Annotated in this window: 17 protein-coding genes; 6 read left to right on the top strand and 11 right to left on the bottom strand. The window is 65.1% G+C overall.

Annotation, left to right across the window (positions count from 1 at the left end):
- Positions 1-329: 329 nt before the first annotated feature.
- Positions 330-7,529 carry a hypothetical protein gene (locus H6844_16125; protein ID MCB9930931.1) on the bottom strand — a complete coding sequence of 2,400 codons (7,200 nt, stop codon included), beginning with the start codon at positions 7,527-7,529 and terminating at the stop codon, positions 330-332.
- Positions 7,530-7,938: 409 nt separating this feature from the next.
- Here H6844_16125 and H6844_16120 point away from each other — a divergent pair, with 409 nt between their 5' ends.
- The gene (locus H6844_16120; GenBank protein ID MCB9930930.1) at positions 7,939-9,111 is read left to right on the top strand and encodes an isovaleryl-CoA dehydrogenase; all 1,173 of its coding nucleotides are present in this window, start codon (positions 7,939-7,941) and stop codon (positions 9,109-9,111) included.
- Between the two features lie 4 nt (positions 9,112-9,115).
- Here H6844_16120 and H6844_16115 read toward each other — a convergent pair whose 3' ends face one another.
- Together H6844_16115 and mscL are read right to left on the bottom strand one after the other, a co-directional pair.
- Positions 9,116-9,937 (bottom strand): mechanosensitive ion channel, encoded by an 822-nt coding sequence (locus H6844_16115; GenBank protein MCB9930929.1) that lies wholly within the window; start codon positions 9,935-9,937, stop codon positions 9,116-9,118.
- 203 nt (positions 9,938-10,140) lie between these two features.
- Positions 10,141-10,560, bottom strand: coding sequence for a large conductance mechanosensitive channel protein MscL (mscL, locus tag H6844_16110; GenBank protein MCB9930928.1), 420 nt, complete (start codon positions 10,558-10,560; stop codon positions 10,141-10,143).
- 279 nt (positions 10,561-10,839) lie between these two features.
- On the opposite strand from mscL, the gene H6844_16105 reads away from it, so the two are divergent.
- The 4 genes from H6844_16105 to H6844_16090 all read left to right on the top strand — a co-directional run bounded on the left by H6844_16105 (position 10,840) and on the right by H6844_16090 (position 15,355).
- Positions 10,840-11,799 (top strand): nitronate monooxygenase, encoded by a 960-nt coding sequence (locus H6844_16105; GenBank protein ID MCB9930927.1) that lies wholly within the window; start codon positions 10,840-10,842, stop codon positions 11,797-11,799.
- A gap of 87 nt (positions 11,800-11,886) precedes the next feature.
- The gene (locus H6844_16100; GenBank protein MCB9930926.1) at positions 11,887-13,023 is read left to right on the top strand and encodes an acyl-CoA dehydrogenase family protein; all 1,137 of its coding nucleotides are present in this window, start codon (positions 11,887-11,889) and stop codon (positions 13,021-13,023) included.
- 104 nt (positions 13,024-13,127) lie between these two features.
- Positions 13,128-14,378 (top strand): DUF3095 family protein, encoded by a 1,251-nt coding sequence (locus tag H6844_16095; protein ID MCB9930925.1) that lies wholly within the window; start codon positions 13,128-13,130, stop codon positions 14,376-14,378.
- Positions 14,336-15,355, top strand: coding sequence for an NADP-dependent oxidoreductase (locus H6844_16090; protein MCB9930924.1), 1,020 nt, complete (start codon positions 14,336-14,338; stop codon positions 15,353-15,355). The genes H6844_16095 and H6844_16090 overlap by 43 nt, the downstream gene beginning before the upstream one ends.
- Before the next feature lie 76 nt (positions 15,356-15,431).
- Here the strand turns inward: H6844_16090 and H6844_16085 are convergent, their stop codons facing one another.
- The 6 genes from H6844_16085 to H6844_16060 form a co-directional block, all read right to left on the bottom strand.
- Entirely contained in the window at positions 15,432-16,739 is a 1,308-nt protein-coding gene (locus tag H6844_16085) for a TRAP transporter large permease (protein ID MCB9930923.1), read from the bottom strand.
- Positions 16,740-16,760: 21 nt separating this feature from the next.
- A complete protein-coding gene (locus H6844_16080; GenBank protein MCB9930922.1) occupies positions 16,761-17,324 on the bottom strand; it encodes a TRAP transporter small permease in 564 nt (187 codons plus the stop codon).
- Between the two features lie 165 nt (positions 17,325-17,489).
- Complete coding sequence (locus tag H6844_16075; GenBank protein ID MCB9930921.1) at positions 17,490-18,623, bottom strand: C4-dicarboxylate TRAP transporter substrate-binding protein; 1,134 nt, start codon at positions 18,621-18,623, stop codon at positions 17,490-17,492.
- Positions 18,624-18,814: 191 nt separating this feature from the next.
- Positions 18,815-19,978: a C4-dicarboxylate TRAP transporter substrate-binding protein gene (locus H6844_16070; protein MCB9930920.1), complete on the bottom strand. Its 1,164-nt coding sequence runs from the start codon at positions 19,976-19,978 to the stop codon at positions 18,815-18,817.
- Between the two features lie 161 nt (positions 19,979-20,139).
- The gene (locus H6844_16065) at positions 20,140-21,303 is read right to left on the bottom strand and encodes a C4-dicarboxylate TRAP transporter substrate-binding protein (GenBank protein ID MCB9930919.1); all 1,164 of its coding nucleotides are present in this window, start codon (positions 21,301-21,303) and stop codon (positions 20,140-20,142) included.
- Between the two features lie 188 nt (positions 21,304-21,491).
- Complete coding sequence (locus H6844_16060; GenBank protein MCB9930918.1) at positions 21,492-22,652, bottom strand: C4-dicarboxylate TRAP transporter substrate-binding protein; 1,161 nt, start codon at positions 22,650-22,652, stop codon at positions 21,492-21,494.
- 312 nt (positions 22,653-22,964) lie between these two features.
- Here H6844_16060 and H6844_16055 point away from each other — a divergent pair, with 312 nt between their 5' ends.
- Positions 22,965-24,335: a hypothetical protein gene (locus tag H6844_16055; GenBank protein MCB9930917.1), complete on the top strand. Its 1,371-nt coding sequence runs from the start codon at positions 22,965-22,967 to the stop codon at positions 24,333-24,335.
- Positions 24,336-24,535: 200 nt separating this feature from the next.
- On the opposite strand, the gene H6844_16050 is transcribed toward H6844_16055, so the two are convergent.
- Together H6844_16050 and H6844_16045 are read right to left on the bottom strand one after the other, a co-directional pair.
- Positions 24,536-25,153: a glutathione S-transferase family protein gene (locus tag H6844_16050; GenBank protein ID MCB9930916.1), complete on the bottom strand. Its 618-nt coding sequence runs from the start codon at positions 25,151-25,153 to the stop codon at positions 24,536-24,538.
- Between the two features lie 20 nt (positions 25,154-25,173).
- Complete coding sequence (locus H6844_16045; GenBank protein ID MCB9930915.1) at positions 25,174-26,238, bottom strand: hypothetical protein; 1,065 nt, start codon at positions 26,236-26,238, stop codon at positions 25,174-25,176.
- Positions 26,239-26,241: the final 3 nt, after the last annotated feature.

Here is a 26,241-nt window from a genome sequence, read left to right as displayed (position 1 = left end):
AGGCCTTTTCCGGCATGCGCGAACGGCAGGTTGCGGCAAATGCCGTCAAGGGGGCGTCGGAAACGTTGAAGGCGATGGCGCCCTATATCGATGGGCCGGACCGGAGGCTGTTGGAGAGTCTCCCGCTCATCGAATCGCGCCTGGAAGAACTGGGCGGTGACGTCCGTACCATCGCGCTTGACGGCATCGCCTATTTTGCCGGAAAGACGGATCAGAAGCGTCTGGAATTCACCCACGTTCTTGGTGTGGTCGGCTATTCTGCGGTCGGGCTGATAGCCGCCCTGGCGATGGCGCTGATCGTCATGGTGTTGCAATTCCGGACTTTAATCCTACGGGATCGCGAAGTCGGGGATCATCAGCGGCGGTTCGAACTGACATTCAATGCCGCCACGGACGCCATCATCGTCGTGGGCCAGAATGGCCGGATCCTGGATTGCAATGCCGCGGCGGAGCGGTTGTTCGAGTTCCAACGCGAGGCCGTCCGCGGCCGCGACATGGGGGATCTCATCATCCCGGAGAGGTTTCGCAGCCTGCACGAAAAGGGCTTCGCCGAGTATCTGCAAACCGGTCAGGGAATAAGCCTGAAGTCGCGGCGTATGGAGGTGACCGCACTCAAGACGAACGGCATCGAGTTTCCCGCGGAGATCTCGGTCAGCACGGCGCAGTGGCATGGGGAGTTGATCTTTATCGGCTTTGCCCGGGATATCTCGGCCCGGCGCCGCGCTCAGGAGGCCATTGTGGTTGCGCGCGACAAGGCCTTGGCGGCGGATCGGGCCAAGACCGATTTCATTGCGGTCGTCAGCCACGAAATGCGCACGCCGTTGAATGGCCTGATCGGACTGCTGGATTTGTTGCAACGGGCCGGCGACCTGAACGGCCAGCAACGGCGTTACCTGGAAACCGCGATCGATTCCGGTGAACTGCTCATGCGACAGATCAACAACGTGCTCGACATCACGCGTGTCGAGACCGGCAATATCGAACTGGCGAACCAGGCCCTCAATCTGGGGCAGATGATGGACCGTGCCGCTTCGCTGAACGAACCCATTGCCACCAGGATGGGCACGACGATCGCGCACGGCTCCGTTCCCGACAACCTGGCGATTGCCGGCGATCCGCACCTGACGGAGCAAGTGTTGCTCAATCTGGTCGGCAATGCGGCCAAGTTTACGATGAACGGGACCATTGCCATCGCTGCCGCGGTCATCAGTGAGACCGACAAGACGGTTCTGGTGGAAGTCAGCGTCCAGGACACCGGCATCGGCATTTCCAAGGCGGACCAGGAGCGGGTGTTCGAGGAATTCGTGACGCTGGATACGAGCTATGGCCGGACGACCGGCGGTTCCGGTCTCGGCCTCAGCATTTGCCGCCGGCTGGTGGAACTGATGGGCGGCACGATCGGGGTCGAGAGCGAACCGGGGGTCGGCAGCCGCTTTTGGTTCCGCATCCCGTTCCACCGCCTGCCGGCGAAGGGCCGGCGGGATGCGGCAGCGGCCGAACGGGAGGCCATGGCGGGGGATGAGAGCGTGCGCTTCAATATCCTGGTCGTTGACGACAACGAGATCAATCTGCTGGTGGCGGGGGAAATGGCCCGTGGCTTGGGCCACACCGTCACGGCGGTCGGCAGCGGGCAGGCGGCCATTGATGCAGCCCGGGTCGAGGCGTTCGATGTTATTCTGATGGATATCAGCATGCCGGGCATGGATGGCTTTGCTGCGGCGAAACGCATTCGCGACGGCGATGGCCTGTCGTGCAACGCCGTCATGATCGCCCAGACCGCCCACGCCGCGCCGGAAGAGCAGGCCCGGCGAGAAGAATCGGGCCTGGTGAGCGCCTTGATCAAGCCGTTCCGGACCTCCGACCTGGAGGCGGCTCTCCAAGACGCCATGGCCCGAAAGCGGAAGCAATCCGCCGCCGGCAAGGGTGCCGTGCGGACGGTAGCCGCCGTCACTGGCAATGAGGCTTCGGAGGTGGAGCCGGCTTTGGATCCGGCGAAGATCGAAGAACTGCGGATGCTGCTGGGCGAGGAGGCGGCCGCTCACACGCTGCGGCGCTTTGTTGAGCAGGTGGAGGGCACCCGTTCGGCGGTCAGCGTGGCCATGCAGGCGGGCGACTATGCGACGGCGGCGAGCCTCTGCCACAAACTGGCCGGATCGGCCGGCGTTCTGGGTGCGGATCGTCTCTTCAAAGCCCTGAAATCCGCCGAAGCGGCGTGCCGCAATGGATCGGTCGCGGCGGAAAAAGCGGGTCTGATGGATGCGCTGGAAGCCGATATGACGGCAACCGTCGAGCAGATGGAAAAGCTGGAACGCTCGCGCGAAGTGCCGGTGTGATTGCGGCGGCCAGCATGGCCGCCCTCCTCGCAACAACGGGCGGCGGTTGGTGACCGCCGCCGGAGGGGGCGCTGGCTGTGGCAGCCAGCGCCCAAGGGGTTGGACTAGTTTCGGGTCATGGTGCTGGTGGCGTAGTTGCCGACCGCGCTGGCGGCGAAGCTGTTGCCGCCGACGGACACGGTCGAGTTGGTCGCCGCACCGTTCACGGTCACGCCGGCAAAGCCACCGGTCACCGTCGCCCCGATCGCAGCCGTGTTCGACTGCAAGCTGGTGAGCATGCCGGAGGCATCGTCGGTCGTGCCGTTCAGCGAGGCGAGCGTCAGGGCGTTGGTGGCGATGTTGCCATACGCCGCCGACGTCACGCTGTTGCCGCTGAGCGAGACCGTGCTGGCATTGGCGCCGGTGCCGCCCGTGGTCGGCGTGCCGCCATTGCCGTTCAGCGCGACCGTGTAGCTGGCGCCGCTGCTGGTGGCGTTGACCGCCGCCGTGTTGCTCTGCTCGTTCAACAGGCCGAACGCGGCGGAGAGCGCACCGGTGCTGCCGGTGTAGGTCGCCGCACCTGTAGCCCGTCGTCGTGGCCGCCGCGTTGATCGCCAGGCTGTTGCTGGCCAGGTTGCCGCGGGCGAGCGCCAGCACGCTGTTGCCGGTCAGGCTCGCCGTGCTCGCGTTCAGGGCGGAACCGGTCGCGCCGGTGTCCGCATTGAGCGCGAACGTGCCGGCGGCCGAGACATTCACCGCGCCGCCATTGTCCTGGCGGTTGTGCAGGCCGGCCGAGGCGTCGAGCGAAGCGGTGCTCGCGCTGCCCAGCGCCACCGTGTTGGCGGCGGTGTTGCCCGTGCCATACGCGGTGACGGCATTGCTGGCGAGCGACAGCGTCGAGGAGTCGACCCCGTCCAGCGTCGTCCCGGTCGCCCCCAGGCTGAACGTGTTGGCGGTGTTGGTCGCGGTGATCGCCGCGCCGTTGCCCTGGTAGGTGACCAACCCGAACGTGGCGGCGACGGTGTCGTTCAACGCATTGATCGTCCCGGCGGTGCTGGCTCCGGCGGTCACATTGGTGGCGTCGGCCGAGAGGCCCGCCGTCGCCACATTGCCGCTGGCGCTGGCGCTGCTGGTGTTGCCGTCGAGCGACAGCGACGAACCGGCCACCGCATCGGCGCCCGCGCCGACGGCGAACGCCGCCGTCGCCGACACGCCGCCGGTCGCCGACACCGTGCCGCCGGCATACTGGGTCGTCAGCGCTGCCGCGGACGCGTCGAGAGTGCTCATGGCGTCGCCGCCCACCCGCAACGCGGTGGTGGACGTGTTCGCCACCGCCGTGGCTGCCGACGCGTTGTTCGACAGCGACAGCGTGCTGTTCGATGCCGCCGCATCCGTGCTGGTCGCCGCGGTCGTCTGCGTGGCCGCGAGCGAGTAGGTCGTGGCGGAGCTGTCGGCCGAGACGGACGTGCTGTTGGCGGTGCTCTGGTTGCGGTAGGCGAGGAACCCGGCCTCGCCGACCAGCGCCGTCGAGTCCAGGTTGGCGTCGACACCGCTGTCGACGGTCGAATTGGCCGCCGTCACGTCCAGGGTGATGGTGCCGACATTGGCCCGCGCCAGCGCCGCCGAAGAGTTGCCGTCGACCGCCACCGTGCTCGCCGAAACCGTCGCGCCGGCATAGGTGTCGTCCGAGGTCAGGGCGAACCCGACCGCGGCCGCCGTCGTGGCCGAAAAGGCCGCGCCGCTCAGCACATCCTGGTCGCCATAGACGACGCCGTTGGCGTCATGGCTGGCGGTCGTGCCGGTGCCGAAATTGCCGTCCAGCGACGAGCTGTTGCCGGTCGCCTGCGCCGTCGTCTGGTTGCCGCCGAGCGACACCGTGCTCTGATCGACGATCCGGGCGCTCGCGTCCGCGTTATCGGCATTGAAGACGTTCGTCGTGGCGGACGCACTGACAGTCGGGGCGCCCGTCACCGCCTGTTCGGAGGACAGGACCGAGTCGCCATAGACCGAGCTGCCGTATTCTGCATAGGCGCCATATCCGGTTCCCGGCACCGCGTCGGCATTGGTGGCCGCCACGGTGAGCGTGCTGGTTTCCAGGTTGCCGGTGGCGACGCTCTGGTTGCGGTTGCCGTCCAGCGTCAGGTCGGAGGCGGTCAGCCCGGCATTCGCCGTCACGTCCAGGTCGGACGTGGTAACCACGCCGGTGCCGTCGGCCGTGGTCGGGCCGGCCAGCGCCTGGTGGTTCACCAGCGCCGAGCCCATGCCGCTCGTCGTCGCGTCCAGCGTGACCGTGTTGGTCGCCGTATTCGCCGTCGCATAGGATTGTTGCAGGTTGCCGCTGACCGCGAGCGACGAGCCGCTGACCGACTGATCGGCCGGCTCGATGATCGCGAACGAGGCGGCGACATCGCTGGTCAGGTCCGTGGCCGCGTCCACGCTCTGCACGTTGACCAGTGCATTATCCGCGCCGGCCGGATTGACGGTCGAGCCGACGAAATGTTCCGGCTGGGAACCCGTAACACTCGACGTCAGCGTGTTGCCCGTCACGGCCAGCGTGTTGGTCGCGGTGTTGGCCTTGACCTCACCCACCACCGTGTTGCCGGTCACATCCACCTGCGAGCCGCTGATGGCTCCGGACGCGGTGACGTTCACGCCGCCATTGTTGAGGCCCGTTCCGGTGCCCAGCACGCCGAGCACGGCCTTGATCGTGCCGGCATCCACGACCTGATAGTTGGCGACCGCGCTGCTCGCCTGGATGGTCGAGGTCGCATCGGTGCCGACGCTGACGCCGTTGCTGGCGCTGTTCGCCGTCGCCGTGGCGCTCAGCGTGTTCTTGTCCGCAGCCAGGCTCGAATTGGTGGTCGTCCCGGCGACAATGGTCTCGACCTTGTTCGACGTAGTGCCGCCGGTGTTCAATTGGAGCGCCTGGATCGTGGAATTCTGGAATTCCTGCGAGCTGGCCGCCACGAATGCCGCGGACGCGGTTACATCGCCGTTAGTCGTGTTGACGCTTGCCGACGCGTCGATGCCGTTGGCGAGCACCGCATTGGTCGCCGACACCGTCACGGTGTTCGCCGTGGTGCGGTTGCCGATCGCGCTGACCGCCACCGTGTTGTAGGAGGTGTCGAGGGTGCTGTCGGTGACAAAGCCGCTGACATTGGTCGCAACCGGCACGCTGGACTGGCCGTCATACCGCGCGCTCAGCAAGGCGTCGCCCTGGATCACCTGGGAGTTGGCGGTCACCGCGACGACTTCGCCATTGGCCGTGGCATCGCCTTGCAGGTCGGTGAAGCTGAGGGCAATGCCGTTATCCGCGGTGTTGCCGATCACCGAGGAGGAGACCGAGTTGCCCGGTTGGACCAAGTTGCCGCTGGCATCGACATAGCCGCCGGTGTGCGCCGTGGACGAGATGGCGTTGGCGCTGTTGAGCGAGAAATAGTCGGTGACGATCTGGGAAACGGTCACCACGGACGTCACTTGCGACGCGGTCGGCGCGGTGAGCGTGCCGCCGATGCTCTGGTCGTTCACCAGGGCGAAGCCAGCGGAAGTCTGGGCGATTTCCTGGTCGCCGGTGGTGGCATCCGCCAGGATGGTCACGCCGCCGGGGGTGGTATCCAGGCTCAGAATATCCGTGGTCACGGCGATGTCGTTGGTGGTCGAGCCGCCAATGGCCGTGGCGCGAATGGTGTTGCCAGCATTCACCAGGGTCGACCCGTTCGTGTCTTCATAGGTCCGGAGGACGAAATAGGACAGGTCGCCATTGATGCCCACGTCGCCATCGAGCGACTGTACCGCCGTCACCGCACCGGGCGCGCTCACGGTCGAGCCGGCCGTCAGCGCCAGGCTGTTCACCGCGCGGGAGCCGGTCGCCGCCGATTCGATCGTGTTCGAGGTGAGGAGCACTTGCGAATTCGCCGTGGTGCCGCCGGTATCGTAGATGTCCACCTTGATTTTCGAACTGTCGGACACGGCCCCGGACACGGTCACGCCATCGGCGACGGTCTGCACGCTCGCCACGGCCTGTTCGGCGCCGGCAATCGACAACTGAACGTCGGGACCGGTTGCTGCGGTCACGTCCGAATCGGTAATGGCCGCGGTGCCGGATCCCAGGATCTGGTTGGCGGTCAGGTCGATGGACTGGGTGCTGGCATTGCCCGTGCCGGCGGCGGAAATCGTGTTGTCGGTCACCGTGATCGAGCTGTTCGCGACCGTGCCGCCATCGTCGGCGGTGTTGCCGCCGGGGAGAAGGTTGCCGGCCTCGACCTGAATGGTGTCGCCGGCCGCGACGGCTTCGACGTTCGCCGCCAGGTCCTGCAGGCTGGTCACGGCAGCCGAGGCGCTGATCGATGCGGTGCCATCGGTGCTGGTGATGTCACCGGTGAGGGAGTTGCCGGTGGCGGTCGAGGTCAGGTCGCTGTTCGTCAGCGTGACGGTGGCGCCGGAGAGGCTTTCCAGAAAGGCGGACACGGCACTCGAGCCGGATTCCGAGCGCGTCAGGCCGGTCGTCCGCTGGGCGCTCGACACCAGCAGGTCCGCGTCGGTCGCGGAATCCTGCGAGATCAGGGTCTCGTCCATGGCGACCGTCGCAGCCGCGCCGGTGCCGGTCAGGTTCACGCCGGAGGCGAGCGCGATCGACGCACCCGCTTCGTTCGCCGTGGCGGTGGATGCGACGTCGTTGTTGGTTATCGCCAGCGAGCCGGTCAGGACGTTCTCGAATCCGACGTCGGAATTCAGCAGGTTTACCGTAAAATTGTTGGTGCCATTGGCGGTGGCCCTAACGGTGCCGCTGTTGGTTTGCAACGAGCCGGTCGCCGCCGTATCGGTGCCGAGGGTCGGCGTGAAGGCCAGATTCAGCGTGGAAGCGCTCAAGTTGCCGGTGCCGGTTGCCGTGATGGCATTGTCGATCACCGAATACGCACCGCTATAGGTTACGTCGGCCGTCGTATTGTCCAGCAAGTCCAGCGTTGCGGTGCTGCCGATCACAGTGCCTGTGACGGCGGATGCGTTGGACTGGCTCAACACCGAGCCGAAATCCTGCGACTGAACGACTCCGCTGCCGAAATCCAGGTCCACGGATGCGACGGCGAACGCCGCGCTTGCGGGCAGGACCGCGGCAATCGCTACAAACGCGGTTCCCGCCAGCAACTGCCTCCGAAACGGAAGTTTTTTGGATGACATGGGTTGCATCTCTTTCTTGAACGTTGACGCGGTCTTCACCGCGACGCTCCTTTTGGCATAAAGGGAGCGTTTCGTTCAATTCAACAAAATGTTGAGGTAAAGGTTTATTATTATACAAATTGGATAGGATGTTAATCAAGGCAATAAGGACTTTCATGTACTGGAAATGGGGCAGTGATTATTGAAATTCATACAATATCGATAAAAACGAAATGTCCCACATGAATCGGGCTTGGTGGCCCTGGCGTTTGGGCGATTGGGGTAGGTTCCGGCACTGCGACCATGCGGGCCGCGCTTCGCATGGGGGGCGGTATGGTGACTGTATGCCGCAGCATTGGAACTGAGCCGCGGTTCGTCGATCCGTCGGCCGGATATGATCGTCGCCTTGGCGGCCGTGCCGGTGTAGAACACCCGGGTCTGATATTCTCGAACCATCGCGGTGAAGCCCATGTTGCCCAACGCCATGCCCGCCTTCGATTTCGGCCTCGGCGAGACCGCCGACCTGTTGCGCGACACGGTGACGGCGTTTGCCGCCGACGAGATCGCGCCGCGCGCCGCCGATATCGACCGCGACAATGCCTTCCCCATGGACCTGTGGCGGAAGCTGGGCGGGCTGGGTCTGCTGGGCGTGACCGCGAAGGAGGAATATGGCGGCAGCGCCATGGGCTATCTGGAGCACATGGTGGCGATGGAAGAGGTCAGCCGCGCGTCAGCCAGCGTCGGGCTCTCCTATGGCGCGCATTCCAATCTCTGTGTGAACCAGATCCACCGCAACGGCACGGAAGAGCAGAAGAAGCGCTACCTGCCGAAGCTCATCAGCGGCGAGCATGTGGGCGCGCTGGCGATGAGCGAGCCCAATGCGGGCTCGGACGTGGTGTCGATGAAGCTGCGGGCCGAGAAGCGGGGCGAGCGCTATGTGTTGAACGGCTCGAAAATGTGGATCACCAACGGTCCGGATGCGGATACACTGGTGGTCTATGCCAAGACCGACCCGGCGGCCGGCCCGCGCGGCATCACGGCCTTCCTGATCGAGAAAGGGTTCAAGGGCTTTTCCACCGGCCAGAAGCTGGACAAGCTGGGCATGCGCGGCTCGAACACCGGCGAACTGATCTTCCAGGATTGCGAGGTGCCGGAGGAAAACGTGCTGGGCCAGGTCGGCCGCGGCGTCAACGTGCTGATGAGCGGCCTGGATTACGAGCGGCTGGTGCTCTCCGGCGGGCCGCTGGGCATCATGCAGGCCTGCATGGACGTGGTGCTGCCCTATCTGCACGAGCGCGAGCAGTTCGGCGAACCCATCGGCAATTTCCAGCTGATGCAGGGCAAGCTGGCCGACATGTACACGACCATGAACGCCTGCAAGGCCTATGCCTATGCGGTGGCGAAGGCGTGCGACCGCGGCGACACCACCCGCATGGATGCCGCCGGCGTCATCCTCTACACCGCCGAAAAGGCGACCTGGATGGCGCTGGAGGCGATCCAGTGCCTGGGCGGCAATGGCTATATCAACGACTACCCGACCGGGCGGCTGCTGCGCGACGCCAAGCTCTATGAGATCGGCGCCGGCACCCAGGAAATTCGCCGCTGGCTGATAGGGCGGGAGTTGTTCAGCCAGACGGCGTAGGCGCTTAGGCGGATTTCTGTACCTGCACCCGGTGCGGGTAGGGAATGGTGATGCCGTTGCTGTCGAAGGCTTCCTTTACCTTCTGGGTCAGGGCGAATTTCAATTCCCAGTAGTCGGCGGCGTTGCACCAGACGCGCACGCCCAGATCGACCGAGGATTCGCCGAGATTGGTGAGGCGCACCCAGGGGGCCGGGTCGGCGTGGGCGCGCTCGTCGGTGGCGATCACGTCCAGAATGATCTGGATCGCCTTGGCGTGGTCGTCGTCATAGTCGATGCCGAAGGTCAGATCGACCCGCCGGGTCGGATGGGCGGAGAAGTTGGTGATGATCGCCCCCCAGGCCTGACCGTTCGGGATGATGATCTGGACATTGTCCGGCGTCGCCAGCTCGGTCACGAAAATGTCCAGGTCCTTCACCGTGCCGGCGGTGCCGCCAATGCTGACGAACTGGCCGATCCGGTAGGGGCGGAAGACGATCAGCATGACGCCCGCGGCCAGATTGCCGAGCGTCCCCTGCAAGGCCAGGCCGATGGCCAGGGTGGCGGCGCCCAGCACCGCGACCAGGCTGGTGGCCTGGATGCCGAACGTGTCCAGCACGGCGCTGAACACGGCGATCAGGATCACCCAGCGCACCAGATTGCCGAAAAAGCTGCCGAGCGTGGCGTCGATCGACTTGCTGGCGGTGATGCGGCGCTTGATGAATCCCCCCACCGCGCCGGCAATGATCCAGCCGACCACCAGGATGGCCAGGGCCTTCAGCACCTCCAGGACCATCGGGGCGTAGTCGCTCAGATGCTCCAGGCCCAACTGGCTGAGAAGCGAGTCCATGAATGTCTCCGTCAAAAAGTTACGGTAGGGGAGGTATGGCCGAATAATGGCGTCAAAACGGCATCCGGCTGCCGAAATGCAGCCGAAGGGCCGCGAACGACCCTTCGATAAGGCGCAAAACAACCGGTCTGTCGGCTATGGCCGACAGACCGGCGGGCGATGGCGGTTTCAGGCCGGTTTCGCCGGAGCGGCGGTCCCGGGATTTACCGTTGTGCTTTCAGAAGATCGCGGATTTCCTCCAGCAGCACCTGCTCGCGCGGCGGTTCGGCCGGCGGCGGCGGGGCGGCTTCTTCCTTGCGCTTCAGCGCATTCATGCCGCGGATCAGCCAGAACAGGACGAAGGCGACGATCGCGAAGCTGATGACCGCGTTGATGAACAGGCCATAGGCGATCACCGGCAGGCCGGCTTCCTTCGCGGCCGCGAGGGAATCGACGGCCTGGCCCGACAAATTGATGTAGAAATCGGAAAAGTCGACGCCGCCGAGCAGCAGGCCCAGCGGCGGCATGATGACGTCGTCCACCGCCGACTTGACGATGGTGGTAAAGGCCGCGCCGATGATGATACCCACCGCCATGTCGAGCACGTTGCCGCGCATGGCGAAGTCCCGGAACTCTTTCCACATGCCGTGAATCTCCCTCGTGGCAAAAAGTTAGGTATTTTACCGTATGCGAATGCCTCTGGGTTGCAAAAAAGTCGACTGTGTCGCGCCAATCGTGCCTGGGCTCGGAGCCAGGCCGGTTCCGGCCGCCGATCGGCCAGAGTCTCCCGCAGTCGTCCTGCGGCGAAGACCGGCGCTTTCCGGGCGGTTTTGCGTCGGTCACCGGGCCGCAGGCTGGCGCCTTGTCAAACCGGCGGGTCGGCTCCGACAATAGTTGCAAATTCGCTTCGAGGACCGACGCCCATGTTTCACACCGTGCTCTGCGACATGCTGGAGATTCGTTACCCGATCCTGATGGGGGCGATGCAGGGGGCCGGCAAGCCGCGCCTGGTCGCCGCCGTCAGCGAGGCCGGTGGGCTGGGCGTGCTGCCCACCTTCGGCGAGACCGAGGCCGACCTGCTGCGCCAGATCGAGGAGACGCGGGCGCTGACCGCGAAGCCCTTCGGCGTCAACATCACCCCGGTCGGCCGCGCCTTCACCGAGAAGCGCGCCGCCATCTGCATCGAGCAGAACATTCCGGTGGTGACCACGGGCCTGGGCGACCCCGGCCCGGATGCGGTGGGCGCCATGCGCGGCCACGGCATCAAGGTGATCCCCGTGGTGCCGACCGTGCGCCACGCCCTCAGGGTCGAGGCGGAAGGGGCCGACGCCATTGTCGCGAGCGGCACCGAGGGCGGCGGCCATGTCGGCCTGATCGCGACCCTGCCGCTGGTGCCGCAGGTGGTCGATGCGGTGAAGGTGCCGGTGGTGGCCGCCGGCGGCATCGGCGATGGCCGCGGCTTCCTGGCGGCGCTGGCGCTGGGCGCCGTCGGTGCGCAACTGGGTACCCGTCTGATCTGCACGCCGGAAGCCCAGGACCCCGGCTGGTACAAGGATGCCATCCTGGCCACCAGCGAGGAGGGGACGACCATCACCAAGGCGCTGACCGGCAAGACCACCCGCGCCTTCGCCACGCCCGAGGTTCGGGCCTATGAGGAGGCGCGGCTGCGGGGCCTCTCGGCGGAAGACCTGAAACCGTTCGAGCGCGCCGTGCGCCAGGGCCGCAAAAAGGGCGAGGATTACGAGGGCACGCGGCAGGCGGTGGTCGGGCAGATTTGCGGCATGCTGAAGGACCAAGGCGACATCAAGCCGGTGGCGGATCTGATCGGGGAAATCATCCAGGACGCGGCCGCCCGCGCCCGCCATATCGCGGCACTTTTGTAGGCGCCCTGACGCTTGCCAAGCCGGACGCCGCGCCGTAGCTTTGCCGGTAGCCAATCAACACCCGCCTTTCGCTAGCGAGGACGCCCCATGGATTTCGAACTCACCGACGAACAGCGCCAGCTTCAGGACAGCGTCGCCCGGTTCGTGCAGGACAATTACAGTTTCGAACAGCGCCGGGCGATTGTCGCGACCGACGCCGGCTTTTCCGAGGACCACTGGAAGCAGATGGCGGAACTCGGCTGGCTGGGCCTGGCCCTGCCGGAGGACCATGGCGGTATCGGCCTGGGGCCGGTCGAGACGATGATTCTGATGGAAGAGTTCGGCAAGGGCCTGGTGGCCGAGCCCTACTTGGCGACCGTGGTGCTGGGCGCCGGCGCCGTCGTCCATGGCGGGTCGGACGCGCAGAAGAACGCGCTTCTGCCGGCGGTGGCCGAGGGCAAGCTGAAACTGGCCCTGGGTTTTGCCGAGCGCCAGTCGCGCTACAATCTGGCCGATGTCGCGACCACGGCGAAGCCGCTGCGTGACGGCACCTTCACGCTGAACGGCATGAAGGGCGTGGTGTTCGGTGCGCCGGCGGCGGACAAGATCATCGTCTCCGCCCGCACCAGCGGCGGCCCGCGCGATGCGGACGGCATCTCGCTGTTCATCGTCGACAAGGGCCAGGCCGGCGTCACCGTGCGCGGCTATCCGACCGCCGACGGCCTGCGCGCCGGCGAGGTGACGCTGGAGAATGTCGAGGTCGGCCAGGACGCCATGATCGGCGGCATGGGCGAGGGCCTGCCGGTGCTGGAAAAGGTGATCGACTACGCCATCGCCGCCATCGCGGCCGAGGCGACCGGCGCCATGAGCCATCTGAACGACATGACGCTGGAATACATCAAGACCCGCGAGCAGTTCGGCCAGCCGATCGGCAAGTTCCAGGTGCTGCAGCATCGCATGGTCGACATGTTCATCGCGCACGAGGAAGCCAAGTCCATGGCGATGATGGCGGCCATGCGCGTCGAGGAAGACGACTCGGCCGAGCGCAAGAAGGCGATGTCGGCGGCCAAGGTGCAGATCGGCAAGTCCGGCCGCTATGTCGGCCAGCAGGCGATCCAGTTGCACGGCGGCATCGGCATGACCGACGAATACGCGGCCGGCCACTATTTCAAGCGCCTGACCATGGTCGACCGCACCTTCGGCGACGTGGACTTCCACCTGAAGCGCTTCAGCGACCTGTCCTAAGAGGCGAGCGGGCGCTGCGGCGCCCTCTCAAATTTTCGTCAAACGGCGTCGGTTTCGGCGCCGTTTGCGTATGGGGGGCATCGAAGCGCCCCCATATGGGAGTGATGACCGACACCGCCCGCTTCTATGCCGACCTGCCGGCCGCGCCCGATTTTGCGGCTGTTGCAGATTTCGCCGCCTATGCGCCCGCACCGGACGACTGGACGGTGCTGCACACCGACATTGTCGATTCCAGCAGGGCGATTGCCGGGGGGCGCTACAAGGACGTGAACCTGATCGGAGCGGCCGGGATCACGGCCGCGTTGAATGCGGCGTCGGATTTCGCCATTCCCTTTGTGTTTGGTGGCGATGGTGCATCGTTGCTGGTGCCGCCGCAGGCGCTGGCACCGGCGCGGGCGGCCTTGATCGGACTGGCGGCACTGGCACGGGCTCGGTTCGACCTTGCCCTGCGGGTGGCGGAGGTGCCGCTGACGACAGTGCGGGCGCTCGGCGGGGAGATCGGCGTGCGAAAGCTGGAGTTGAGCCCCGGCAACGATCTGGCCCTGTTCAGCGGCGGCGGCCTGGAACTGGTCGACTGGCTGGCGAAAGATCCTGCGCCGGACAACCCTTATCGGCTGCCACAGCCGGCAGAGCCGCCGCCACCGGATTTGGCAGGGCTGTCGTGCCGCTGGGAACCGCTGCGGGCGGCGAATGGGGTGTCGCTCACGCTGCTGGTGCGGGCCGCCGCTCCGGATGCGCAAGCACAGGCGACCGTGTTGCGGCAAAGCCTGGATGCGGTGGAGACGATTTTGCGGGACGGGGGCCGGGCCGCCGCTCCGGTGCGGCCAGAGACCATGCGCTTCCGCTTTCCGCCGCGCTGGCTCTGGGAGGAAGCAAAGGCGACGGCGGGGCGTGGCAGCACGATGCTGCGCGCAGCCCAGATTGCGCTGATATCGGCGATTTTCGCGGTGGGAAAGGCGTTGAAGGCAAGGATCGGCGGGGTCGATATTCCCGCCTATCTGGAGCAGACCCAGATCAACACCGATTTCCGAAAATATGATGGTCTGTTGCGCCTGGTGCTGGACGTTACCCCGGCGCAAGCTGACGCCATCGAGGCTCATCTGGCGCGGGAATATGCGGCCGGCCGGCTGGTCTATGGCACACATCGGGCCGACGCGTCGCTGATGACGTGTCTGGTGTTCCGCTTGGAGGCAGGGCAGCATATGCATTTCATCGACGGCGCCGATGGCGGCTTTGCGCTGGCGGCGCAGGCGTTCAAGGCGCGTTTGACCTCCGACCTTGCGGACTCTGCTGCAGAAAGGCTGCCCGACCCATGTCCCGTGCAACCCCCCAATCCAACCAGCGCTATCTCCTGAAGGCCCGGCCAGCCGGCATTGCCGGCCCCGAGCATTTCGAGGCGGACACCCAGCCGATCCGCGATCCGGGGGCGGGCGAATTGCTGCTGGAGAGCGTCTATATCTCCATCGACCCGGCCATGCGCGTCTGGGTCAGCGAGAATCCCGGCTATGTTCCGCCGGTGCCCATCGGCGGCGTGATGCGGGCGGGCGGTGTCGGCCGGGTGCTGGCCTCCGGCGATCCCGGTTTTCAGCCGGGCGACTATGTCAATGCCCGGCTGGGCTGGCAGACGCACCCGACGGTGAAGGCGGCCGAAAGCCAGAAGCTGGACCTCGCCGTGGGCTCGCCGAAGGATTGGATCGGACCGCTGGGGACGACGGCGCTCACCGCGTATTTCGGCCTGTTCGCCGTGGGCGCGGCCAAGCCGGGCGAGACCGTGCTGGTTTCGGCGGCGGCGGGCGGTGTCGGCCAGATGGCGGCGCAGATGGCGAAAATCGAGGGCTGCCGTGTGGTGGGCATTGCCGGCGGGCCGGAGAAGTGCCGCTATCTGAGCGAGGAGTTGGGGCTGGACGCCGTCATCGACTACAAGGCCGGCAATCTGGCGGCGGCCTACAAGGCGGCGATGCCGGACGGTTGCGACGTGTTTTTCGACAATGTCGGCGGCGAGCAACTCGATCTGGCCCTGGCCAGCCTGCGCGAGCGCGGCCGGGTCGCGATCTGCGGGCGCATCTCGCAGACGGCGGCGAGCGAGCTCTACGGCGTGAAGAATATCGGCTTGCTGATCGGCAAGCGGGCGCGGATGGAAGGCTTCATCGTCTTCGACTTCAACGCCCGCTATCCCGAGGCCCGCGCCTGGATCGGCCAGCAATTGCGGGCGGGCCGGTTGCGGCAGCGCCTGCACGTGCTGGAAGGGCTGGACCAGGCGCCGGCCGCGCTCGGCATGCTGTTCCGGGGCGAGAACCAGGGCAAGCTGCTGATCCAGGTGGCGCCGGAATAACCCGGCCCCCAGGCTTCTCCTGTTCCCCGGACGGTGCAATGCACCGTCCGGGGAACAGGCGAGAAGGCTGTCGGGATCAGTCCATGGTGCTGGGCAGGTAGAGCACGATCTCCGGGAAGATCATCAACAGGGTGATGACGATCAGGTCGGAGAGCAGGAACCACATAATGCCCTTGAAGATCACCGAGGTGGTGGTCAGGTCGCCGACCACGCCCTTGATGACGAACACGTTCAGGCCGATTGGCGGCGTGATCATGCCGATCTCCAGGAACTTGGTCAGCAGCACGCCGAACCACACCAGGCTGAAACCGGTGCTGTCGATGATCGGCAGCAGGATCGGCAGGGTCAGCAGCATGGCGCCGATCGGCTCCAGGAACATGCCCAGCACCAGATAGACGCAGGAAATGCCCACCAGCAGCAGGAACTCGTTGGCGCCGATGCCCACCACCAGGTCGGAGAGATAGTCGCCGGCGCCGCTGAAGGCCAGGAAACGGGTCAACATGCTGGCGCCGATGGCGATGATGAACAGCGCCGCCGAGGTCAGCAGCGTTTCCAGCAGCGCGTTGCGGAAATTCTGCCAGGTGAGCGAGCGCTTGACGGCGGCGATCACCAGCGAGAGGAACGCGCCGACGGCGCCGGCCTCGGTCGGGGTGAACAGGCCGGCGAACAGGCCGCCGAACACACCGGCCATCAGCAGCAAAACCGGCCAGGTTTCGACCAGCGCCGCCACCTTGTCGGAAAACGGCACCTTCTCGGACAGCCGGGGCGCCAGCTCCGGATTGAGAGTGGTGCGGATGGTGATGACGGCGACATAACCGAAGGCGGTCAGCAGGCCGGCACCGACACCGCCCAGGAACAGGTGGCTGATCGGCACCTCGGCGATGATGCCGTAGAGGATCATCAGGATCGAGGGCGGAATCAGCGCGCCGATGGTACCGGCAGCCGCCACCGTGCCGGTGGCCAGCGACACCTCATAGCGGTAGCGCATCATTTCCGGCACGGCGATCCGGCCCATGGCGGCGGCACAGGCAACCGACGAGCCGGTGACGGCGGCAAAGCCGGCCGAGCCGAACACGGCCGCCACCGCCAGGCCGCCCGGCAGGGCCGAGAGCCAGACCCGTGCCGCGTCGAACAGGCCCTTGGTCAGTCCCGCATGAAAGCAGAAGAAGCCCATCAACAGGAACATGGGGACGGAACTCAACTGCCAGGTGGCGGCGAAGTTGTAGGGGATGACCCCCAACATGCCCCAGGCCGCTTTCTGGCCGACCAGCGCCCAGATGCCGAAGAAAGAGACACCGATCAGGCTCACGCCGATGGGCACGCGCAGCGCGATCAGCGTGACGAGGACACCGATGCCGATAAAGCCGATTTGAACGTCGCTCAAAGCTTCCATTGTTCGCGTTCCTCAGGCCAGACCGGCTTCGTTGGAGGCGGCGATGTCAGCGTCCTTCTGCATGGTCGGGACTTCGCCGAGGCCGCTCTTCGCGCCCGTCAGGTAGATCAGGAAGCGGTAGGTGACGACCAGGCACATCAGTCCGCAGCCGATCGGCAGCAGATAGTAGGACGGCCAGGTCAGCAGCTTGGTGCTTTGCTCCATGATGAAGGTGCCGGTTGCGTGGGCGCGCGCAGCTTCTTCCCAGGTGCGGACCGTCAGCAGGCCGTAGACGAACGCCGAGATCACATAGCTCCAGGAATAGAGGTGCAACTGCGCCCGCATCGGGAACAACTCGGTCAGCACTTCGACCGTGATGTGGCTGTTGCGGGTTTCGGCGAGTCCGATGGCCATGAAGGCCACCACGACCATGTAATAGTTCGACACCAGGGCGATGGTCGCGGGGATCGGCTCGTTCAACAGGAACTTGCCGGCCACGTCGATGAAGATATGCAGCATCATCAGGGCCACGGCGAACAACCCGACATAGGTCGAGATTTTCACGCCGATGGCCAGAATGCGGCCGATTGCGGTCATGGGAGATTCCTCTGGGGCGTGTATCTGGCACAGCCGCGCCCTCCGGCACCTTGGGAGGGTTGCGGCGGCTGCGGTTGACCAGGGGGAGGGAAACGGTCGGGGCGCGCCGCCGGCAAGCCGCGCCCTGGGGCGGGCTGCCGGCGGTCGCAGAGGGGGATTGGCGGTCTACTGCATGCCATAGGTCGCGGGGTCGAGCTTGGAGAAGACCTCTTTCCAGTACACCTCGAACAGGGCTTCCGGATCGTTTTCGATCCCCTCGGTCAGGGTCTTCCACTTTTCGGTCAGTTCGGCCAGCTTGGCGATCTTCTCGTCCGTGTTCGCGACGCCGTAGTCGTTGCGGAACTGCTCGGCGATGACCTTCATGTCGCCTTTCACGAACTCGTCCGACTGGGTCAGGATGGCCGGATCGGGCTCGATCACCTCGACGCCCTTGCCGGGCGCGTCTTCCAGGTTCTTTTTCGCGTCGGCATAGAATTTCCAGGTGTTGTCCGCCTGCACCCGGGCCGAACCCTTGAGCAGAACCTTGCGATCCTCCAGCGACAGGCTGCGCCAGGAATCGAGGTTCATGTTGTTGGTGGCCACGCCGGAATAGACGCCGCCGGGAATGCGCCGGGTAACGAATTTCACCACGTCGAACAGCGAGAGATTGGTGAGTTCGGTGGCGGAGAGCATGGCGCAATCGATCACGCCCTGGCCCAGGCCCTCATAGACGTCGTTGGCGGAGATCGAGACCTTGATGCCGCCGAAATGTTCGGCCCAGCGACCGAAATTCGCCGCGCCGGAGCGGAACCTCCTGCCCTTCAGATCCTCCATGGTGCGGATCGGCTTGGTGCAGAGCATGATGTAGGTCGGGCTGGCGGAGGTGCCGAGATAGACCTGATTCTCGTGCTCGAACTGCGCCAGGCATTCCGGGCAGTTCAGGAACACGTATTCGTTGGTGGCGCCGGCCATGGCCGCGCCGGGGCTTTCCACCCGGCGGCCGGTGGTGGCGAGCATGGAGACGTTGGCGGCCAGGTTGAATTCGGAGTATTCCGCCGGGAAATAGGGCGGCAGCACGAAGCCCATGTCGGCGATACCGTCGCGGACACCGGCCGGGGTCTCCTTCAGGTTCAAGAGCGACATGGAATACACCTTGATCCGCAGATCCTTGGTGTGTTCCTTGACATAGTCCGCCAAGCGGCTGTGGGCGTAATACTGCACGCTGCTCGGCGCCAGGCCGACCGCGTCCTTCAGGGTCTTTGCGAGTGCCTCGGTCGCCGGCGCCACGCCTAGCGCCAGGCTCAGAACGGCAGCACCCATCGCTGCGCCAAGGAACTTTTGGCGTATCATCATGTCCTCCCAATGATTGTGGCTTTGATCGGTCGTGCCACATCGGTATGAGCCGCATCCTAGTGGTCTAAAGTCGGATGCGTCAAACTGTGTCTGTATTTGTCCGGTCGAGGCTCACCGGGGCGGCTGGGCGCCGCCGCCGGCAGGCTACGCATTGCGGCTTATTTCATGCCGTAGGTTTCGGGATCGAGCTTGGAAAAGACCTCGTTCCAGTAGACCTCGGCCAGGGCCGCGGGATCGTCTTCGACGCCTTCGGTCAGCGTCTTCCACTTCTCGGTCAGCTCGGCCAGCTTGGCGATCTTCTCGTCCGTGTTCTGGACGCCGTAGTCTTTGCGGAACTGCTCGGCGATGACTTTCATGTCGCCTTTCACGAACTCGTCCGATTTGGCCAGAATGGCCGGATCGGGCTCGATCACCTCGACGCCCTTGCCGGGGGCGTCTTCCAGGTTCTTTTTCGCGTCGGAATAGTATTTCCAGGTGTTGTCCGCCTGCACCCGGGCCGAACCCTTGAGCAAGACTTTGCGATCCTCCAGCGACAGGCTGCGCCAGGAATCGAGGTTCATGTTGTTGGTGGCCACGCCCGAAAAGACGCCGCCGGGAATGCGCCGGGTGACGAATTTCACCACGTCGAACAGCGAGAGATTGGTCAACTCGGTCGCCGATTGCATGGAGCAGTCGATCACGCCCTGGCTCAGGGCCTCGTAGACGTCATTGCCGGAAATGGTGACCCGGATGCCGCCGAAATATTCGGCCCAGCGGCCGAAATTCGCCGCGCCGGACCGGAATTTCCTGCCCTTCAGATCCTCCATGGTGCGGATCGGCGTGGTGCAGAGCATGATGTAGGTCGGGCTGGCGGAGGTGCCGAGATAGACCTGATTCTCGTGCTCGAACTGCGCCAGGCATTCCGGGCAGTGGAAGAACACGTACTCGTTGGTGGCGCCGGCCATGGCTGCGCCGGGGCTTTCCACCCGACGGCCGGTGGTGGCCAGCATGGAGACGTCGGCGGCCAGGTTGAACTCCGAATACTCCGCCGGGAAATAGGGCGGCAGCACGAAGCCCATATCGGCAATGCCGTCGCGGACGCCGGCCGGCGTTTCCTTCAGGTTCAGCAACGACATGGAATACACCTTGATCTTCAGATCCTTGGCGTGCTCCTTGACATACTCGGCCAGGCGGGCGTGGGCGTAGTACTGCGCGCTGCTGGGCGCCAGGCCGACGGCGGATTTCAGGGTCTTGGCGACCGCCTCGGTTAGCGGTGCCGCGCTTAGCGCGAGACCCAAAACGGCAGCGCCGATCGCTGCGCCAAGGAATTTTTGGCGTTTCATGGTTTCCTCCGGAGGATGATGGCGTTGGTTGTTCGCGCCAACGCAATAGGGCGCGCATCCTAGTGGCCTAAAGTCGGATGCGTCAAACTGTGTCTGTATTTGTGCGGTAGAGGCTCGCCGGGGCGACCGGGGGCCGCCGCCGGCAGGCTACGCATTGCGGCCTATTTCATGCCGTAGGTTTCGGGATCGAGCTTGGAGAAGACCTCGTTCCAGTACACCGCGAACAGGGCCGCGGGGTCGTCTTCGATGCCGTCGGTCAGCGTCTTCCACTTCTCGGTCAGTTCGGCCAGCTTGGCGATCTTTGCGTCCGTGTTCGCGACGCCATATGCCGTGCGGAACTGCTCTGCGATGACCTTCATGTCGCCTTTCACGAACTCGTCCGACTTGGCCAGAATGGCCGGGTCGGGCTCGATCACCTCGACGCCCTTGCCGGGGGCGTCTTCCAGGTTCTTTTTCGCCTCGGCATAGTATTTCCAGGTGCCATCCGCCTGGAGGCGGGCGGAGCCCTTCAGCAAGACCTTGCGATCTTCCAGCGACAGGCTGCGCCAGGAATCGATGTTCATGTTGTTGGTGGCCACACCGGAAAAGACGCCGCCGGGAATGCGCCGGGTGACGAATTTCACCACGTCGAACAGCGAGAGATTGGTCAACTCGGTCGCGGATTGCATGGAGCAGTCGATCACGCCCTGGCCCAGGGCCTCGTAGACGTCATTGCCGGAAATCGACACCCGGATGCCGCCGAAATATTCGGCCCAGCGGCCGAAATTCGCCGCGCCGGAGCTGAACTTCCGGCCCTTCAGGTCGTTCAGCGTGCGGATTGGCTTGGTGCAGAGCAAGATGTAAGTCGGGCTCGCCGCCGTGCCGAGATAGACTTGGTTTTCGTGTTGGAACTGCGCCAGGCATTCCGGGCAGTGGAAGAACACGTATTCGTTGGTGGCGCCGGCCATGGCCGCGCCCGGGCTTTCCACCTGGCGCCCGGTGGTGGCCAGCATGGAGACGTTGGCGGCCAGGTTGAATTCGGAGTATTCCGCCGGGAAATAGGGCGGCAGCACGAAACCCATGTCGGCAATGCCGTCGCGCAGGCCGGGCGGGGTTTCCTTCAGGTTCAAGAGCGACATGGAATACACCTTGATTCGCAGATCCTTGGTGTGCTCCTTGACATACTCTGCCAATTGGCTGTGAGCGTAATACTGCGCGCTGGTGGGCGCCAGGCCGACGGCGGATTTCAGGGTCTTGGCGACCACCTCGGTTGCCGGAGCCGCGCTCAGCGTGAGACCCAAAATGGCAGCGCCGATCGCTGCGCCAAGGGAATTTCGGCGTTCCATTGTTTCCTCCGGATGATGGTGGCGATCGTTGTTCGCGCCAGTGCAGTAGGGCGAACATCCTAGTAGGCGAGGATCGGATGCGTCAAACCGTGTCTGGCGCAATTCGTCTTCTGCTTGAACGGCCCGGAGGGATTGCGCAAAAAAAAAGCCGCCGGCCGCAGCCGGCGGCGCAGGTCAAGCGGATTGAATTATTTCATGCCGAAGGTTTTGGGGTCGACCTTGGAGAAAATTTCGTCCCAGTAGACCTTGGCCAGGCCTTCCGGATCGTTTTCCAGCCCCTCGGTCAGCGTCTTCCACTTCTCGACCAGTTTCGTCACGGTCTCGATCTTCGATTCGACATTGGTAATGCCGTAATCCTTCGTGAATTGATCGGCGATGATCTTCAGGTCGCCTTTCACGAACTCATCGGATTTCGCCATGATTTCGGGGCCGGGCTCGATCACCTCGACACCCTTGGACGGCGACGCGTCGAGATTCTTTTTCGCATCCGAATAGTATTTCCAGGTCAGGTCGGCGTTGATCTTGGCCGCGCCTTTCAGAAACACCGCCCGTTGTTCGGTCGTCAGGCTGCGCCACGTGTCGACGTTCACATTGTTGGTGGCCACGCCGGAATAGACGCCGCCCGGAATCCGTCGGGTCACGTACTTGACCAGGTCGAACAGCGAGAGATTCGTCAGTTCCGTTGCGGACAGCATCGCGCAATCGATCACGCCCTGTCCCAGCGCCTCGTAGACGTCGTTACCGGGCATCGAGACCTTGATGCCGCCGAAATACTCGGCCCAGCGGCCGAAATTCGCCGCGCCGGACCGGTATTTCTTGCCCTTCAGGTCCTCCAGCGTGCGGATTGGCTTGGTGCAGAGCATGATATAGGTGGGGCTCGCGCCGGTGCCGAGATAGATCTGGTTCTCTCTCTCGTACTCGGTCAGGCATTCGGGGCAGTGGAAATAGGTGTATTCGGACGTGGCGCCGGCCATGGCCGCGCCCGGGCTTTCCACCTGCCGGCCGGTGGTCGAAAGCATCGAAAGGTTCGATACCAGATTGTTTTCGGCGTATTCCGCCGGGTAATAGGGCGGCAGCACGAAACCCATATCCGCGATGCCATCGCGGATGCCGGGCGGGGTTTCCTTCAGGTTCAGCAGCGACATCGAGAAGACCTTGATCTTGACGTCGCTGTTTTTCTTCACGTAGTCGGCAAAGCGCTCGAATGCGTAGTACTGGGCGCTGCTGGGCGCGAGGCCGACCGCAGCCTTGAGCGTGCCGGCGGACGCATCCGGGGCGAGAGTCGCCATAGCGGACAGGCCGAGAACCGCCGCAGCCAGGGCGGTTCCCAAAATGGGGCGTAGCAACATTGTTTCCTCCGTGTTCGTTGTTTGGCCGTGTTCCGGTAAGTGCCGGCACGACTTCTTCTTGTATTCACAAATGCTAACCTTGGTTCGTAGCCAGCGTCAAACCCGATGTGCGACAGCATGGCGGCGGCGGATTCCGGGAATCCGGCCGTGCCGGTATCCCCGTCCGCCCCGCCACCGCCACCCCCGCCGCGTTCCGTCTTTACGGCGGGCGTGCGTCCCGGCATTGTGCGATCACTCGACCTGTTGCTTGTGCCGGTGCGTCTTCTATGGTGCGCCCACTCAACGGCTGACCCTTTGGACGGAAACCGACCCATGATCGACCTGATGAAAATCGCCCGGACAGAAGCCGACGGCGGCGACCTGTTCGGCGAGCTTGAGAAAATCCACCGCCCGACCGACATGCGCCCGACCGGCTATCCGGACGCGGTGATCTGGGAAGGCGGCAACTTCACCGACGATTGCCAGCCGGTCGCCCACTCGCTGACCGATGCCTATGCCCTGCTCGGCACCATTGCCGCGGCCGATATCCTGGGTCTGCCCTATTACGCCGTGCCGATGTGGTCGCAATACCGCCACGACACCAAGCTGGAAGCCCTGGCCTGGTTCGGCAATGTGCCGGTCACCTCGATCAAGTGGTCCACCGCCGGCGACGCCTATGTCAACGACGGCAAGGGCGGCCGCGTCGTCGTCATGGGCAAGTCGGGCAACGCGCCGCTGCGCACCCAGGCGGGCGTCTATTGCAATGTGCGCCCCTATGGCCCGATCACGGCGGTGCGCTGCATGCCCTGCCTGCCATACAGCCAGGACCGCGCCGCGTTCAAGGTGGATCCGGCGACCGGCATCGTCCATTCGGAGATGAACACCCCCGGCGTGCAGATGGCCTATGCCAACCGCCTGTTCCTGAAAATGGTGCACGAGACCGGCCGGATCGGCCGCGTCGCCATGAAGCCGACCCAGGCGATGGAAGACGGCATCAATGCCGGCCTGCACGCCTGGATGCTGAAGGGCACCAAGTTCGAGGTCGGCCGCAAATACGCCGTCGACCCGTATGAGGAGCACAAGGAGCGCATCGACGCCATCGTCAAGCTGCTGCCGGCCGACTTCAAGGACGGCATGGAGAACTGGGGCGGCCGCATCGAGCAGCACATCTCCGACACCAATTACGGCATCCTGATCTGGGACCTGATCGAGCAGCGCGACGCCATCGTGTTCGCCACCGACCTGGACGGCGACCGCCTGACCGATCTGATGGCCGACATTTCCGACCCGCTGCGGGCCTTCGGCGACCGCGTGCTGAAATATGTCGGCAGCGACAAGAGCATGCGCACGCTCTGGAACGAGATGGGCTACACCACCGGCAACGGCCGCGACATGACCAGCGTCATGCACCGCATGAGCGGCCCGCCGATCCACGAGCAGACGCTGGGGTCCGCCGACGCCATGCTGCTGCGCCTCCTGGACGGCGACGAGTGGATGGGCGGCACCAAGCAGCCCTACGACCCGCGCATTCACTTCGTTCTGATCCGCGACGCCTATGTGGACGCGAACCCGGGCAATGCCAAGGTGAAGCAGTTCATGGACGACGCGCTCGCCAAGTTCGACGAGGTCTATGCGGGCGACCGTCCGGGCTTCCTCGACGGCTACAAGAAGCTGAAAGAAGCGATCAAGCCCTGGGGCGCGTAAGCGGCTTCCGCTTGGCTTGCGGCTGAGAGAGAGGGCGGTTCCCGGTGTCGGGAGCCGCCCTTTTCTTGGCCTGTGTCCCGGCCGTGCCGGAGGCGCGGGCCGGGACCGGTCGCTCTCGCGAACACCGCAGGGGGCGGTGTTCGAAGGATGACGCCGGCCCCGGATCGGCGCTCCGCACCGTCCGGGGAACAGGGCGGTGCTTAGCTCGGCAGTGGGGCGTTCTTGAACGCGTCCAGGGCCTCGCAGCGGGCGTTGTGGGCGGCCAGCGCCGGGAATTTCTCCGCCAGGCCCAGCTTCGGGCGCACCTTGCTCGCGAAGCTGAAGCCGACCGCGGCGGTCACGTCGGCTTCGGTGATGGCCGGCCCGCAAAGCCAGCCGTCGCCGGCCGCCTTGGCCGCGTTGTCGAGCCATTCGAAGCCGCCCAGCGCCTGCGCCTCGTTGTGCTCGACCCACTTGCGCGAGACGTGCTCCTTGTCGTGGAAGCGCAGCTCATAGACCGCCCAGATGGTCTTGTCGATGGCGCCGGCGGCAACCGCCGTCGCCTTCATCACCCTGCGGCGCTCGGCGCCCGAAGCCGGGGTCAGGCGCTTGGCGCCGGCCAGTTCGTCGATGGCGTCGAGGATGGCATAGCTCTCCACCAGCGCCTCGCCGTCATCCAGCACCAGGGTCGGGACGCGCACCAGCGGGTTGTGCTGCTTCACCGCGTTCGGGTCGTCCCAGACGCTGACCTGCACCGATTCCCAGTTCAGGCCGGTCAGGTTGAGCGAGACCGCGGTGCGGCGCACATAGGGCGAGAGAAAACCGCCGAGAAGTTTCATTTCCAGATGCTCCGATCAGATCAGGAGTGGTGGGTCGGGCGCACACGAATGCGCCATTCGATATGAGGGTCGCCATAGTCCAGGCGTTGCGTGACCGTCAGCACGCAGAAGCGATTGTGAACCATGAGCGCGCCCTCGAACAACCCGTTCCAGGCCTCGAACACGCAAGGGTGTTGTGCCGGCAGGTTGCGGGTCAGGCGCCAGCCATGGCGGCGGACCACGGCGGTGCCCCCATCGGTCGAGACCTCCGCCGCATCGCCCTCGGCCGCGGCCATGGCGGCCAGGAAGCGGGCGAAGTCCGCGGGCGAGTCGCCCTGGATGCCGAGACCGGCCGCGGTCGCCAGATAGGTCTGGGCGCCGATCATGCGGGCGGCGTGGCCGGCGATGGCCAGCGTCTCGGCCGGGCCGAACAATTCCGCCATGCGCGGCAGGCCGGTGCGGACATACTCCATCGCATAGTTGCGGTTGGCCTTGGCGAGACGCTCCGCCGGCCAATCCGCGGCCGGCAGCTTCGGCGCGGCGGCGGCGTCGAACGGCGGCGGCAGTTCGCCGGGGGAAAAGCGCAGCCGCTCGTCCGGACCCAGGTCGCGGTCGTGCTCCAGGAAATAGCCGGCAAGGCCGTGCTGGGCGTCGGGGGTCTGGGCGGTGCAGATGAAGCCCAGGCGCGGATTGTTCAGGCTGATGCCGTTCTGGGCGTACCAGCCTCGCAGCATGCCGCGGCTCACCTCCGACGGCACGCCGCAAATGGTGGCGTCGGGATAGATCCAGCGCGGCGGCACGAAGCGGACCCAGGCCTTTTTCTCGCTTTCCTGCATGAACTGCACGCCAACGCCGCCGACGCTGTTGGAGAGATAGTGATAGGCGGCGCAGGCCACCGCGTCCGGCATGCCGGTCAGGCCCAGCTTGTCGAAGCTGGAGAGGAATTTCTCGTGATGCTGGTGGCGGAAGACGCGGAACGCCCATTCGCCGGCATCGTGGCGCCCTCGGTGCAGGCTGACGGCCAGGATCAGGCCGGTCATGTACTGGTGGTAAAGCTCGGCGACGGCCGAGAGGGCGGACGCAGACGGTTGATCGCTCACGGGAATTGA

This window comes from Alphaproteobacteria bacterium (genome assembly GCA_020638555.1).
Classification (GTDB): domain Bacteria; phylum Pseudomonadota; class Alphaproteobacteria; order Bin95; family Bin95; genus JACKII01.
Note: the sequence above shows the minus strand (reverse complement) of the source record. Positions and strands in the feature narration are given on the sequence as shown.